The following is a 14,360-nucleotide window of genomic DNA, read 5'->3' as shown; positions in this document are numbered from 1 at the left end:
CCACAATCCTCTCCTTCCTAACCGTATAGTTTATCCATATCTTTAGACACAGGGTTACGCTTAAAGTAAGCCGTTAAAATTAAAATGGTTAAAACACTCAATAGGGCATACAAAAGTAAAAACAAGAGGAAAAGCATCCCGAGATTTTCATTTCTCGTAGCAGCTTCTGCGGTCGTCTGGACTCTATAAATCGTCCATGGCTGTCTTCCACTGCAGCTGAAGACCCAACCAAACTCAATACAAAGCATAGAAAGCGGACCAGATAAGACGAGAGACCAAAGTAACCATTTCGGAAAAGGTCTGTTTCGTTTTTTAATAAAAAACCACCAATATAACAAGGCGATTGCAGCGAGCCCTAATAAGAGTGTTCCAATACCAACCATCAAGTTAAATAACGTATGTACATAAAAGGGTGGCCAAGTTTCTCGAGGAAACTCGTACAACCCTTTTACCTCTGTATCGAACGTTCCTCCTGCAAGCCAGCTCAAGGCCCAAGGAATCTCGATCCCATACTTGACTTCTTCTGTTTTAGGATCGGTATAGCCACCTATCGCTAGCGGTGCATACCGCTGTGTCTCAAATAATCCTTCAGCAGCTGCTAGTTTCTCAGGAGAATACTCATGAAGAATTTGTGCGGAGTGATGTCCTGATAATGCTGAAATAAAACTCATCATAAATGCAACGGCTAATGACATGAACAACCCTTTAAGATGATAAGCTCGTTCCCGGTCAGTACGCTTTTTCAATAGCTTAACGCAGCTACTGATGCAACAGCAAAGGCACCTGTCATATAAGCAGTAATCGCTACATGAAAAGCCGAAGAAAAGAAACTGGGGTTAAAGAATGCATCCCAAGGATGTACATCATAGATCGTCCCATCCGGTTTGATCTTAAAACCGTCAGGCGTATTCATCCAGGTGTTCACCGCAGTAATAAGGATAGCTGAAGCAACCGCTCCAAAGGCAACAAAGAAAACAGAAATCAGACGAAAGTACCTTGGTAGTCTGTCTGCAGCATAAACATGACATGAAAAGAGCTTCCAAGAAAAAAGCAAAAATTTCAATCTGAAAAGGTAGGGAGATGACTTTTCCTACGATCTCCATGAAACCCGGCCAAAGTAAAGAAAGCTGTACGCCTACTATTGTTCCAGATGGGATGGCAACCCCTAATAACACAGCAAAGGCCTTCGTCCAGCGCTTTGCCATGATGGCATAATCATTGTCCCCCTTCAATTGGTGAATGATTTCTGCAATAACGATCATTAATGGAAGACCAACACCTAAGGTAGCATAAATGATATGAAAACCGAGAGAGGTGCCAAAAAACGCTCTCGCAAGTACAACCGTGTCCATGTCGAATCCTCCTAATAAATAAAACGATGTATACAAACAATCTATGTTTAAGGTGTCATAAAGCATAGGGGTTTATTCACTCGATAAAATTGTCATATAGAGCTCGTCTTCTGTCATATGTTGACTTAAAGGGGGGTGCAGCGTGTTAGAGGATACTAGCTTTTTTATGGAAGTCCTTAAGTTCAGTGGGATTTTTGCCCCTTTACTCTTTATTCTGCTGCAAGCGTTCAGGCAGTTTTTTTTCCTGCCAGTTGGCTTGATCTGTCTTACAGGAGGGATCTTATTCGGGGCAGTAGCAGGTACGTTGTATTCGGTAATCGGTATTACTCTGTCGAGTGTACTCTTCTATTTTGGGATGAAAAGTATGCCGAAGCTTATGAAGAAAGTAAAAAGACTTCAAAAAAAGTGGATTGGAAAAAGAATGCCATTTTCTGTAGGTCAGATTGCGATTTTAAAGATGGTTCCTTTTATGCACTTTCATCTATTAAGTCTTTGTTTAATTGAAATTTCGTCGAATTTTAAAGAGTATACAAAAGCTAGCATCATCTCAAACATCCCTATTGCCATCTTTTATTCATCATTCGGATCGATCATACTCTCCCTGTCCCTTGTCACTTCCGTTATCCTGCTCATTGCACTTTCTATTTTGTTCTATTTGTTAAGAAGGAAAGAATGGGTGATAAAATGGAGTGAGTTTTTTGAGGAAGATCCTGAAAATGAAAAACAGCGCATGCCTGCGTAAGGTATGCGCTGTTTATATGTTCAGCCTCAGAATATATCGGTAAGGAACCTTGAATTCCTGCTTTTTCATTGCTTCAAAATTCATCCTCGAATGTATGACAAGATAACGTTATAATAGCTTAGGAATGAAAGGCAGGGATGAGATGTGAAAATTGAAAAACTATTTTCCATGCAGAATGACTTAAATACTCGAATCGTTAAAGAACATAATCTTGAGAATAGTGCTTTATCCGATCAAAGAAGATTAGCATTTCTTGTAGAGTTAGGTGAACTCGCGAACGAAACAAGATGCTTTAAATATTGGAGCAAACGTCCAGCGTCTGAAAAGGAAGTAATCTTAGAAGAATATGTAGACGGACTGCATTTTGTTTTATCGATTGGATTAGACCTCGAAATTACGACAATTGATTTACCTAGTGAGGATAAACTTACAGAAAAGATGGACAAGATGGAACTGAACCAACTTTTCCTATCCCTTTATCAACAAGGAGCCAGACGTTTAACAAAAGAAGACTTCCATCCCTTTATCAACGAATTTCTAGGACTAGGCATAAAGCTTGGCTTCTCGTTCCAAGAGATAGAAGAAGCCTATTTCGATAAAAACGCCGTAAACCATGAACGCCAGGATACAGGTTACTAATGGGGTTTTTAATAGTCCTTCGTAATATTTAAAGGGAGGGCTATTTTCTCAAAGATTGTTGTTTTTGTATTTTCTTTTTATCTTCAATGCAAGTTGAATTGAGCGCAAGATGCGAGACTCCTGCGGGACGAGCGGTCAGGTGGAGACTCCTAATGGCGCGTAGCGGCAGAAGGCTCACCGCGTGCCCCGCGGAAAGCAAGAATCTGGAGCGGAACTAAACTAACGAAGGTTTTAAGCCAAAAGAAAAACCCGGAAAACCCGGGTTTTATTTTAAACCATTTGATAAAGTTGATAAGAGTTCTTCCTTTTTTTGTTCATCTGAATTTTTCCAGATCACTTCAAAAAGAACGCCAAGACCAGGAAGCATTTTTTCTTCTCCGCTCTCGATCGCATCAACGATTGTATCTTGTAATTGTTCTTTATTATTGCCAGTAACATTGTGCAAAACAGCTTTTCTTAAATCAAGATTCATGGATATCCACCTCTGTTAATATTTTTCTTTTTTTATTGTGCACGTTCTGAACTTGTTTTATGAAAAAATAAATAAATTATATTTATAAATTAAAGGAGTACTGTTTATGAAACATATTGAATCCGACTCCAATGCTACGCTGAAGCAGTGGAAAAAACTGCATACAAAAAAAGAAAGAGAAAAAACAGGTACTTTCCTTTTGGAAGGCCCGCATCTTATAGAAGAGGCCATTTCTTCAGGTGCAAAATTGCAGCACGTTATTATTGAAGAGAACTTTACGATGGAAGACGAATGGCTCAAAGAGAAATTTACGTTGTGGTCTGTTCCGACCAGATTAATGAAACAGCTTTCTGAAACAGAAAAACCACAAGGAATTATGGCTGTATGTGAAATGATGGAAGAACCCGAAGAAAGAATTGAAAAAAATGGACGTTATTTATTAATTGATGGTGTTCAAGATCCTGGGAACTTAGGAACCATTATTCGTACGGCTGACAGCGCAGGACTGGATGGAGTCTTTTTAGGAGAAGGTACTGCTGATCTATATAATGGCAAAACCGTTCGTTCTACGCAAGGATCACTCTTTCATCTGCCGATCATAAAAGCGGATCTAAGAGAGATAATAGCCGAATGTAAGACTCTAGATATTCCTGTGATTTCTACATCTCTACAAGGAGCAGTTGATATGCGAAAACTGCCTTATATGAATGGTTTTGCTTTGATAATGGGAAATGAAGGATCAGGCGTACAAGCTGAGTTTCAAGAAGAATCTTCGCTTAATGTGAAGATACCGATATTTGGCCAAGCAGAATCCCTAAACGTATCTGTTGCTACCGGTATTCTTCTTTATGAGTTGCAACGCAATAGATGAGGTTTTCTAGTTTTTCTTCCGGGATTCGTTGCATTTCGTGAATTTGTTCATATATAATGTAAAAAGATGAATATGATAATTTGAAAAAACGAAGATGGAGAAGAGTAAATAATCATTCCGCCAAAAAGGGAGGAAATGTCCTAGACTGTAAGCATTTCTTTGGTAGGTATTATTGAATTCACTCCTGAGTTGCCACCTGAACATGATCAAGTAGGGCTGGCCGGTGAAGAGCCGTTATTAAAATGAAGTGAACAGTGTATTTTCATTGTTAAATTGGGTGGTACCGCGAAACTCCTCGTCCCTTATTGGATGAGGAGTTTTTTATATTTTTAAGGAGGGGTTGTTCTTGAAAGACCGTTTAGAAGCATTAAGAGTAGAAGCGATCGAAAAAATCAAACAAAGTCATGATTTAAAAGATCTTCAAGCTGTTAAGGTAGCCTACCTAGGAAAGAAAGGACCCATTACTGAAGTTTTAAAAGGAATGGGAAAATTATCAGCAGAAGAACGACCAGTGATCGGTGCTTATGCAAATGAAGTACGTGACAGCATTCAGGTTGAACTGGATCAAAAGCAGAAAGAACTAGAGGAAGCAGCGATTGCTGAGAAGCTTGCGAAGGAAACCATTGATGTTTCTTTACCGGGCCGACCTGTAAAGAAAGGAAACGCACATCCGCTTACAGCTGTAGTAACCGAAATTGAGGACTTATTCTTAAGCATGGGCTTTACGATTGCAGAAGGGCCAGAAGTAGAGACCGATTATTATAATTTCGAAGCACTTAACCTTCCTAAAGGTCACCCTGCTCGAGATATGCAAGATTCTTTCTTTATAACGGAAGATATTTTACTTCGAACACAAACGTCACCAGTTCAAGCCCGCACAATGGAAAAGCATGAAGGGCAAGGCCCTGTTAAAATCATATCTCCAGGAAAGGTTTACCGAAGAGATAATGATGACGCTACTCACTCTCACCAGTTCATGCAGATTGAAGGGCTAGTGGTCGACCAGAACGTGCGTTTAAGTGACTTAAAAGGTGTACTTGAAACATTCGCTAAAAAAATGTTTGGTGAAGACCGTAAAATTCGCTTACGACCTAGCTTTTTCCCGTTTACAGAACCGTCTGTTGAAATGGATATTTCATGTTTTAAATGTAGCGGAAAAGGGTGTTCGATCTGTAAACAAACGGGTTGGATTGAAATTTTAGGAGCAGGTATGGTTCATCCGAACGTTCTTGAGATGGCCGGTTTTGATTCAAAGAAATTTACTGGCTTTGCATTTGGCATGGGGCCTGAACGTATTGCTATGCTGAAATACGGAATTGATGATATCCGTCACTTTTATGCGAATGATATCCGGTTCTTAAAACAATTCAAAAATGCATAATTAGGGAGGGGAAATTTGATGCTAATTTCTTATAACTGGCTAAAAGAGTATGTAAATATAGAGATCAGTCCGTCTGAGCTTGCGGATAAAATTACAAAGAGCGGTATTGAAGTTGAGATGGTTGAATCCTTGAATAAAGGAATCAGCGGTGTTGTTGTGGGGTACGTGCAAGAGTGTATTCAACATCCAAACGCAGATAAGCTGAAAGTTTGTAAAGTGGATATCGGTCAGGGAGAGATTTCCCAAATCGTATGCGGCGCACCGAATGTTGCAGAAGGACAAAAGGTTGCAGTAGCCGTTCCAGGAGCAGTTCTGCCTGGTAACTTTAAAATTAAAAAAGCAAAGCTTCGTGGTGAAGAATCCCTTGGTATGATCTGTTCCTTGCAAGAACTAGGTGTGGATACAAAGCTTGTTCCGAAAGAATATTCTTCAGGAATCTTTGTAATGCCATCTGATGCAGAGCCGGGTAACGATGCTTTGGAATATCTAAACTTAAATGATCATGTGTTGGAACTCGGTCTTACACCGAACCGTGCAGATTGCCTTAACGTGTTAGGCGTTGCTTATGAAGTCGCTGCTATTATTGAAGAAGAAGTTAAACTGCCGGATACATCGATCACAGCTACAGAAGAAAAAGCTGAAGATTTTATTTCTGTCAGCATTGAGTCTTTAGAAGATAATCCTTATTATGGTGCGATGATCATTCGAGATGTGAAAATCGGACCTTCTCCACTATGGATGCAGAACCGTTTGATGGCATCAGGAATTCGCCCGATCAATAATATTGTAGATATCACAAACTATGTTCTTCTTGAGTATGGTCAGCCGCTTCACGCATTCGACTACAACCGTCTAGGTTCAAAAGAGATCGTTGTTCGCAGGGCTACAGAAGGTGAAAAAATCCAAACACTTGATGATCAGGACCGCACGTTAAAAGACACTCATTTAGTGATTACAAACGGTAAAGAGCCAATCGCAGTCGCAGGTGTAATGGGTGGAGCAACGAGTGAAGTGCAGGACGACACAACAAACGTGTTACTTGAAGCAGCCTATTTCACTTCGGGTCGTGTAAGGGCAGCTTCAAAAGATTTAGGCTTACGAAGTGAAGCTAGTTCAAGATATGAAAAAGGAATCGACCGCAACCGCGTATATGCAGCAGCAAAAAGAGCAGCAGGTCTAATGGTTGAACTTGCGGGCGGGAAAGTAGCAGATGGAATCGTAGAAGCTGGAAAACGTGAGGTGAATACGTATTCAGTAAAAATGGATGTTTCGAGAATGAATAATCTGCTCGGAACGTCAATCTCATCTGAACAAACGTCTGCGATTTTTGATCGTTTAGGTTTTTCGTATAAAGAGTCAGACGGTATTTTTGAAGTTACTGTCCCTACTCGAAGACCTGATATTACGATCGAGGCAGATTTAATTGAAGAAGTTGGCCGAATCTATGGATACGACCGCATCCCAACAACTTATCTTTTATCGGAAGCTCGTCCAGGTGGATTAACAGCAAGCCAGGCGAAGCGCCGTAGGATTCGCAGCTATTTAGAAGGAGCCGGTCTTTATCAGGCAGTAACATATGCATTGACTACACCAGAAAAGTCTACGCATTTCTCCTATACAGAGGATACTGTCTACCCGATCTCCGTTGCTCATCCGATGAGTGAAGAACGCAGTACGTTACGTATGAGTTTATTGCCTCAGCTTCTGGAAGTGCTTCAATACAACCAGAATCGATCAATGGGAGACTTAGCCGTTTATGAAATGGGTTCTGTCTTCATTAATCGTCAAGAGATTTTAAGCGATCTTCCTGAAGAATATGTGTTTGTTTCTGGTGCTGTAACAGGAGTATTCAACGAACATTTATGGCAAGGTGAAAGAAAAGCAGCAGACTTCTATGTGTTAAAAGGAATCTTAGAAGGACTCATGAGTGAATTGAATCTTTCTGAACGCATCACGTATGAATCTGGTGGGATTGAACATATGCACCCTGGTAGAACGGCTATCGTAAAACTAGATGGCATTCCTGTTGGGTTCGTGGGTCAACTACATCCAGCACTGCAAAAAGAATTGGATTTAAAAGACACGTATGTGTTCGAGTTGAATGCTACGAGCCTGATCAATGCTGAAACAGAACAGATGGTCTATCAGACGTTGCCGCGCTATCCTTCCATCACACGTGACATCGCGTTAGTCGTCGATCAAAATCTACCGGCTGGCGATCTGTTCACAGTGATTCAAGCAGCTGGCGGTGAACTTCTAAAAGAAGTGAACCTGTTTGATCTGTATCAAGGTGAGAAGATGGAAGAAGGAAAGAAATCACTTGCTTTCTCTTTAAAATATTTTGATCCAGAACGTACATTGACGGACGAAGAAGTAGTAACAGCACACAACCGCGTTTTAAAAAGCTTAGAAGAACATTTTGGAGCGCAGTTAAGAAAATAAAGCGCAAAAAAGAAACTGGCTTGCAACTATGCAAGCCAGTTTTTATTAGATTTACGATTCTTCGAGGAAAAATTACGGTGTATGGCACGACGAGTGCCTCAATTGATGGGCGCTTTTTTTAGCATTGAGCGAAAAGCGGATCATTTTGAGCGGTACTCTGTGATTCTGAGCGAAACTCGGGTCATTTTGAGCGTAGAATAAGAATTCTGAGCGCAGCGAGCTTTTTTTGAGCGAACGTGTAACAGATTAAAAAAACATGTACCGTAAAACGCCATGCACGATCGCTCAATCGATTTCGACTTTCAATTAAAGGACTCATAAATCACGATTGCTTTTTCTTCAGCAGATTCAACGCCTTTTGTGTGTTGGCAAAATGCTTTTTTGTTGCAGTATCAAAAATAGAGTCCCCGTACTTTTCGGCTAGTTCCGCCGCTTTTACATCGACATGAGGACCGGCGCCTTTTGGGATAACAGTGTTAAACCGTGCTCCGAGTTTATCGATCTCTTTTAAAAAACTGTATCTTGCTAAAATGGAGGCCGCAGCCACTGCAAGATGAATAGATTCACCTTTTGTAGCAAAATAAAGACCTTCTTTTAATAAGTTTTTTTCATTCGTCAAATAGTTGAAGTATACACCGGGTTCACAAAACTGATCGACTAATATTCCATCGATCTCCGCTCCTTCAATTTTAGCTTTCACATTCTGAAGGGCACGGTTATGCAAGATCGCTTTTATTTTGCCTTGCGTCATCCCCTTTTGCTGAAGCTCGTTGTACTTTTCATTGTTAAGTACGAGAAGAGAATAAGGAACAGTGTGAATCAGTTCTTTTGCGATTTGAATAATCTGCTTATCGTTTAAATGCTTAGAATCTTTTACCCCAAGTTCTCTTACTAGTTCAAGTTGGTCCCGTGATACATACGCAGCTGCAACGGTCATGGGTCCGAAGTAATCCCCTGTTCCAACTTCATCGCTTCCGATCATCGATAATTCTGCAGCATTTTGAGGCGGCGCATAACGATGCGGCGGTTTAGCGGATTTGCTTTTAACTTTAGGCGGTGAAACGTGACCCGAAAACTTTTGAGAAGCTTCTTCAGCTCCTTTACCTTGAAACAGGACCTTCCCCGAATTATAAGCGGTTACTGTACAATTTGGGAGTTTGGCAGAGAAGACAGCACCAGGAGGCGTTTTATCCTGAACAGCATGGGCTAGATCTTTTTTCATCGCTAAAATTTCGGTATTTGTCATTTTTTTTACGACATGAGCCATTTGAGTACCCCCTTCAATTTATGATTTTCCAAATATATCAATATTCCTCTGTAAATGAACAGAAATATTTTCAACTATGTAAGATATTTGATAAGATGTAGATTAGAGTATTCATCTATTGATTCATCCCTTTATAGATAAGGAGGTTTTTTCGTGGCGGAAGACAAAAATAAAAACCGTACGACGGTCGAAATCTATGGACAGCGTTATGTGATTGCAGGGACCGAACCTTCCAGCCACATTCATTTAGTAGCTGATAAAGTGGACTTGAAAATGAGAGAGATCCAGTCTCATAATCGGTTTCTTGATTCAAAACAACTCGCTGTACTGACAGCAGTAAATACAATGAGTGAATATATAAAGATTAAAGAAGAGCTGAAAAAATTGCAACAGAGAATTGGAAAAGAGGAAAGTTAACATGCTGGATTTAGTTTTATTTATCGTATTATTAGGTGGCTTTTTGATTGGTTTAAAACGCGGGTTTATTATGCAGCTCGTGCACTTAGTCGGCTTTATCGCGGCCTATATCGTTGCTTATCTATACTATGATGATCTCGCTCCAAAACTTGAATTATGGATTCCATATCCTTCTTCGAGTGAAGGATCTGTTTCTTTATTGCTAAATAGCATCTCATTAGAGCAGGCCTATTATAATGCAATTGCTTTTGTTATTTTGTTCTTTGCTACAAAAATCGTTCTGCACATTGTAGGATCTATGCTGGATTTCCTATCACATTTACCGATTCTGCATACTGCCAACAGATGGCTTGGCGGACTGTTAGGCTTTGTAGAAGTTTATCTGATCGTATTTATCTTACTGTATATCGCTACATTAGTGCCTATTGAATCATTTCAGGCGCATTATGATAATTCATGGATCGCACAGGGAATGGTCAAAAACACACCCGTATTTTCTGAGTCAATCAAGGAAATGTGGATGAAACATATGGCATAAAACTTCTCCCTATTTGGAGAAGTTTTTTTATTAACAATTCGAGCGAGTTAATCGTAAATTAAGTCTTTCAATATCGAAAGAAAGGGAGTTCATGATGGCGAATAAAAAAGAGATCGTACGTGCATTAGAGCAAATTGCTCTTTATCTCGAAATTCTGGGGGAAAACTCCTTTAAAGTTTCTGCTTATCGAAAAGCCGCAAATGCTCTTGAGGGGGATGAGCGGACGATGGATCAGATAGATGATGTATCGAAAATAAAAGGAATTGGTAAAGGTACCGCAACAGTTATTATCGAAATGATGGATAAAGGCGAATCAGAGCTTCTTAATGAACTTCAAGAAAAAGTACCATCTGAACTTATTACTTTGTTACAAGTGCCTAACCTTGGCGGGAAAAAGATTGCGAAACTTTATTCAGAACTGGGCGTAACAAATATTGAAACATTAAAAGAAGCATGTAAGGCTGGTAAAGTAAGAGGACTAGCCGGATTTGGAGCTAAGACCGAGGAGAAGATTCTTGCTTCCTTAGACGATATCGGGAAAAGACCTGAAAGGCTGCCGATCGCTTATATGCTTCCTATAGCTGAAAGTATTGAGGCACAGTTAGAGAATATGAAGCATATTGAAAAATTCTCAAGAGCTGGGAGTATAAGAAGGTTTAAGGAAACGATAAAGGATCTTGATTTTATTATTTCTTCTAAACAACCTGCTAAAGTAAAAGAACAGCTACTAAACTTGCAGGGAGTTACAGATGTGATTGCCAGCGGCGACACGAAAGTCTCCCTCGTTTTAGGAGAAAAGATGGCGGTTTCAGTAGATTTTAGAATCGTTGAGCCCGAACAATTCGCAACAACACTGCACCATTTTACAGGTTCGATGGAACACAATGTTAAAATGAGACAGCTGGCGAAAGCCAGAGGTGAAAAGATCAGCGAATACGGTGTTGAACATACCGAGACGGGTGAGAATCAAACGTTTGAAACGGAAGAAGAGTTTTACGCGTATTTTGGATTGAATTGGATACCACCAGAAGCGAGAGAAACGGGAGAAGAAATTGAACTTTTAAAGGAAGAGTATGAGTTTATCCAAATATCGGATATAAAAGGAGACCTGCATCTGCATTCTACTTGGAGTGATGGTGCATTCTCGATAGAGGAGATGGCTGAAGAAGCAAGGAGCCTTGGATATACGTACATGGCGATTACAGATCATTCTCAATATCTTCGGGTAGCAAATGGACTCACGCCTGAGAGGATCCGCATGCAGCGGAAAGAGATCGATAAACTGAATAAAAAATATGAAGACTTTAAAATATTTGCCGGTATTGAGATGGATATCTTGCCAGATGGTACACTAGATTATGATGATGAACTTCTAGAAGAAATGGATTTCGTCATCGCAAGTATTCATTCTGCCTTTTCACAAGACAGGGACAAGATCATGAAACGCTTAAAAACAGCGCTTGATCACAAAAAGGTAGATTTAATTGCCCATCCGACCGGGCGCCTGATCGGCAGAAGAACGGGCTACGATGTTGATGTGGAATTACTGCTTCAGCTCGCAAAAGAGACAGACACTGCTATAGAGTTGAATGCGAACCCAAACCGATTAGACCTTTCGCCTGACTGGTTAAGAAAAGCACAAGACCTTGGTGTGAAGATTGCCATTAATACGGATGCGCATTATAAAGAAACGATGAAACATATGGAGATAGGGGCTGCGGTAGCAAGAAAAGGTTTTATTAATAAGAGTTCTGTAATAAATACAATGACTTTAAAAGAATTTGAAGCCTATTTAAACCGTAAAAAATAGCTCTATATCCTCGAATCAGGAGGAAATTTAACATGCAAGAAAAAATGTTGAGAGTCTTAGAATTAAAAAAAGTAATGGAACGATTAAAAAAGCATGCAAGCTGTTCTCTTGGAATAAATAAAATTGAAACTCTTGTCCCTTTAACTGAACTAGAAGAAGTGAATGCCGCACAAGAAGCGACAGATGAAGGGGTAAAAGTACTGCGTCTTAAAGGACAGGTCCCTTTTGGCGGGATATTTGATATTCGTTCAAACGTAAAACGTTCAAAGATCGGAAGTCTATTAAATGAAGAAGACTTGATGGATATTGCATCAACCATATATGGCGGCAGACGATTTAAGCGTTTTATAGAAGGTCTAGTGGAAGATGGGATCGAGCTTCGCGTTTTGAAATCCGCTGCTGAACAGATCATTCCACTACAAGAAGTGGAGCATTCTATTAAGAATTGTATAGATGACCACGGAAATATGATGGATAGTGCGAGTGCCGAGCTGAGGACAATACGCCAGCAACTCCGTACTTTTGAAACGAGAGTAAGAGAAAAGCTCGAATCTATCGTTCGGTCTTCAAGCTATCAAAAGATGCTGTCTGATTCGATTATAACCATTCGTAATGATCGGTTCGTTATTCCTGTGAAACAGGAGTACAGAGGAAACTTTGGCGGTATGGTCCATGACCAGTCTGCCAGTGGTGCGACTCTTTTCATCGAGCCGCAATCAGTCGTAACCATAAATAATCAGGTGAAAGAGGCAAAAGCGAAAGAAGCACGTGAAATTGAGAAGATCCTCAGGGAACTCACAGCACAAGTAGCTGAAAATGCTGATGATATCCTTTTAAACGTAGATGTTTTAGCTGAAGTAGATTTTATTTTAGCGAAAGCGAGATTTGCACAGGAACTTAAATGTACGAGACCTATTATGAATGATAAAGGTTACATTGTTTTAAATAGCGGAAGACATCCATTGCTAGATCAAGAGACAGTCGTCCCTACGAGTGTGAAACTTGGAGGAGACTATCAATCGCTTGTGATTACGGGTCCTAATACAGGAGGAAAAACTGTTACATTAAAAACGGTTGGTCTTCTTACATTAATGGCACAATGCGGGTTGCAAATTCCAGCACAAGAAGAATCTGAGATGGCTGTCTTTAAAACGATCTTTGCCGATATCGGTGATGAGCAGTCGATCGAACAATCGTTAAGTACATTTTCCTCTCACATGGTCAACATTGTTGATATCTTAAACAAGCTAGATTTTGAATCTCTTGTCTTGTTTGACGAACTCGGTGCAGGTACAGACCCGCAAGAAGGGGCTGCACTTGCGATTTCTATTCTCGATTTTGTCCTTGCAAGAGGAGCTCGAGTTGTAGCAACCACTCATTATAGTGAATTGAAAGCTTATGCGTATAACCGTGAAGGCGTTATGAATGCATCAGTAGAGTTTGATGTACAAACACTCCGCCCAACATACAGCCTTTTAGTCGGTGTTCCAGGACGAAGTAACGCTTTCGAAATCTCAAAAAGACTCGGTCTAAGACAAGATATTATCGATTCAGCTAAAGTTCAGATCAGTGAAGACGAAAATAAAATTGACAACATGATCCGATCTTTAGAAGATAATCGGAAACAAGCCGAAAAAGAGATGCAGGAAGCTGAACGTAAAAGAAAAGAAGCTGAAGCGATTAAAGCTGATCTTGAACAAGAGTTAGAGAATTATCGAAACGAGAAAGAAAAATTGTATCAGAAAGCTAGAGAAGAAGCAGAACGTGCTGTTGAAAAAGCACGGGAAACAGCTGAAGAGATCATTTCTGAAATTCGAGAACTTCAAAAATCAGGCGGACAGATTAAAGAGCACAAACTGATTGAAGCGAAAAAGAGATTAGAAGAAGCTGTTCCCAAATCAAAAGCAAAGACCAAAAAACCAAAGGCGGCTTCCACTAAGAAAGAATACGTACCCGGTGATGAAGTTAGAGTGTTAAGTGTCGGGCAAAAAGGACATATCGTTGAGAAAGTCAGCAATAATGAGTATCAAGTACAAATCGGTATCTTGAAAATGAACGTATCCGAACGTGATTTGGAATGGATTAAAGAATCGAAACCAAAAACTGAAACCCGTGCATTCGTAAAAGTGTCCGGTTCGAACGATTCTACACGTCCTGAACTGGATTTAAGAGGTAAAAGGTATGAAGATGCCATGCTGGAGGTTGACAGATATTTGGATGAAGCCATGTTGGCTGGTTTTAACCAAGTCTATATCATTCATGGAAAAGGAACCGGAGCGCTTAGAAAAGGCGTACAAGAGCTTTTGAAATCACATCGAAATGTTAAGTCAACTAGGATGGGTGCTGCAGGAGAAGGCGGAAGTGGAGTAACAGTAGCTGTGCTAAAATAATCAGGATGGATTACATGTACTAAAAGGCTAAATCAATGA

Annotated in this window: 11 protein-coding genes, 1 pseudogene and 1 other annotated feature; of the genes and pseudogenes, 9 read left to right on the top strand and 3 right to left on the bottom strand. The window is 40.1% G+C overall.

What is annotated here, in order from left to right:
* Positions 1 to 17: 17 nt before the first annotated feature.
* Positions 18 to 1,352, bottom strand: a pseudogene (locus tag M3206_RS04800) (cytochrome ubiquinol oxidase subunit I).
* A 142-nt stretch (positions 1,353 to 1,494) separates the two neighbouring features.
* Here M3206_RS04800 and M3206_RS04795 point away from each other — a divergent pair.
* Entirely contained in the window at positions 1,495 to 2,094 is a 600-nt protein-coding gene (locus tag M3206_RS04795; RefSeq protein ID WP_251311358.1) for a TVP38/TMEM64 family protein, read from the top strand.
* 144 nt (positions 2,095 to 2,238) lie between these two features.
* A complete protein-coding gene (locus M3206_RS04790) occupies positions 2,239 to 2,733 on the top strand; it encodes a dUTP diphosphatase (protein ID WP_251311357.1) in 495 nt (164 codons plus the stop codon).
* Positions 2,734 to 2,998: 265 nt separating this feature from the next.
* Here the strand turns inward: M3206_RS04790 and sspI are convergent, their stop codons facing one another.
* Positions 2,999 to 3,205, bottom strand: a complete 207-nt coding sequence (gene sspI / locus M3206_RS04785) for a small acid-soluble spore protein SspI (protein WP_251311356.1) — start codon at positions 3,203 to 3,205, stop codon at positions 2,999 to 3,001.
* A 106-nt stretch (positions 3,206 to 3,311) separates the two neighbouring features.
* Here sspI and M3206_RS04780 point away from each other — a divergent pair, with 106 nt between their 5' ends.
* The 3 genes from M3206_RS04780 (at position 3,312) to pheT (ending at position 7,899) form a co-directional block, all read left to right on the top strand.
* The gene (locus M3206_RS04780; protein WP_251311355.1) at positions 3,312 to 4,076 is read left to right on the top strand and encodes a TrmH family RNA methyltransferase; all 765 of its coding nucleotides are present in this window, start codon (positions 3,312 to 3,314) and stop codon (positions 4,074 to 4,076) included.
* An 82-nt stretch (positions 4,077 to 4,158) separates the two neighbouring features.
* Positions 4,159 to 4,382, top strand: a binding site (T-box leader).
* 40 nt (positions 4,383 to 4,422) lie between these two features.
* The gene (gene pheS, locus M3206_RS04775; protein ID WP_251311354.1) at positions 4,423 to 5,457 is read left to right on the top strand and encodes a phenylalanine--tRNA ligase subunit alpha; all 1,035 of its coding nucleotides are present in this window, start codon (positions 4,423 to 4,425) and stop codon (positions 5,455 to 5,457) included.
* A gap of 18 nt (positions 5,458 to 5,475) precedes the next feature.
* Positions 5,476 to 7,899, top strand: coding sequence for a phenylalanine--tRNA ligase subunit beta (gene pheT, locus M3206_RS04770; RefSeq protein WP_251311353.1), 2,424 nt, complete (start codon positions 5,476 to 5,478; stop codon positions 7,897 to 7,899).
* Positions 7,900 to 8,221: 322 nt separating this feature from the next.
* Here pheT and rnhC read toward each other — a convergent pair whose 3' ends face one another.
* On the bottom strand, positions 8,222 to 9,166 hold the full coding sequence (gene rnhC, locus M3206_RS04765) for a ribonuclease HIII (RefSeq protein ID WP_251311352.1): 945 nt from the start codon (positions 9,164 to 9,166) through the stop codon (positions 8,222 to 8,224).
* A gap of 153 nt (positions 9,167 to 9,319) precedes the next feature.
* Between rnhC and zapA the strand changes: the two genes are divergently transcribed.
* From zapA to M3206_RS04745, 4 genes are all read left to right on the top strand, one after another.
* Entirely contained in the window at positions 9,320 to 9,583 is a 264-nt protein-coding gene (gene zapA / locus M3206_RS04760) for a cell division protein ZapA (protein ID WP_251311351.1), read from the top strand.
* A 1-nt stretch (position 9,584) separates the two neighbouring features.
* A complete protein-coding gene (locus M3206_RS04755) occupies positions 9,585 to 10,121 on the top strand; it encodes a CvpA family protein (protein WP_251311350.1) in 537 nt (178 codons plus the stop codon).
* Between the two features lie 91 nt (positions 10,122 to 10,212).
* Positions 10,213 to 11,931, top strand: coding sequence for a DNA polymerase/3'-5' exonuclease PolX (gene polX / locus M3206_RS04750; protein ID WP_251311349.1), 1,719 nt, complete (start codon positions 10,213 to 10,215; stop codon positions 11,929 to 11,931).
* A gap of 32 nt (positions 11,932 to 11,963) precedes the next feature.
* Positions 11,964 to 14,321, top strand: a complete 2,358-nt coding sequence (locus M3206_RS04745; protein WP_251311348.1) for an endonuclease MutS2 — start codon at positions 11,964 to 11,966, stop codon at positions 14,319 to 14,321.
* Positions 14,322 to 14,360: the final 39 nt, after the last annotated feature.

The sequence above is a fragment of the Fictibacillus phosphorivorans genome, assembly GCF_023715845.1.
GTDB lineage: Bacteria > Bacillota > Bacilli > Bacillales > Fictibacillaceae > Fictibacillus > Fictibacillus phosphorivorans_D.
The sequence above is the reverse complement of the archived record's forward strand: the minus strand, read 5'-3'. Positions and strand labels throughout refer to the sequence as shown.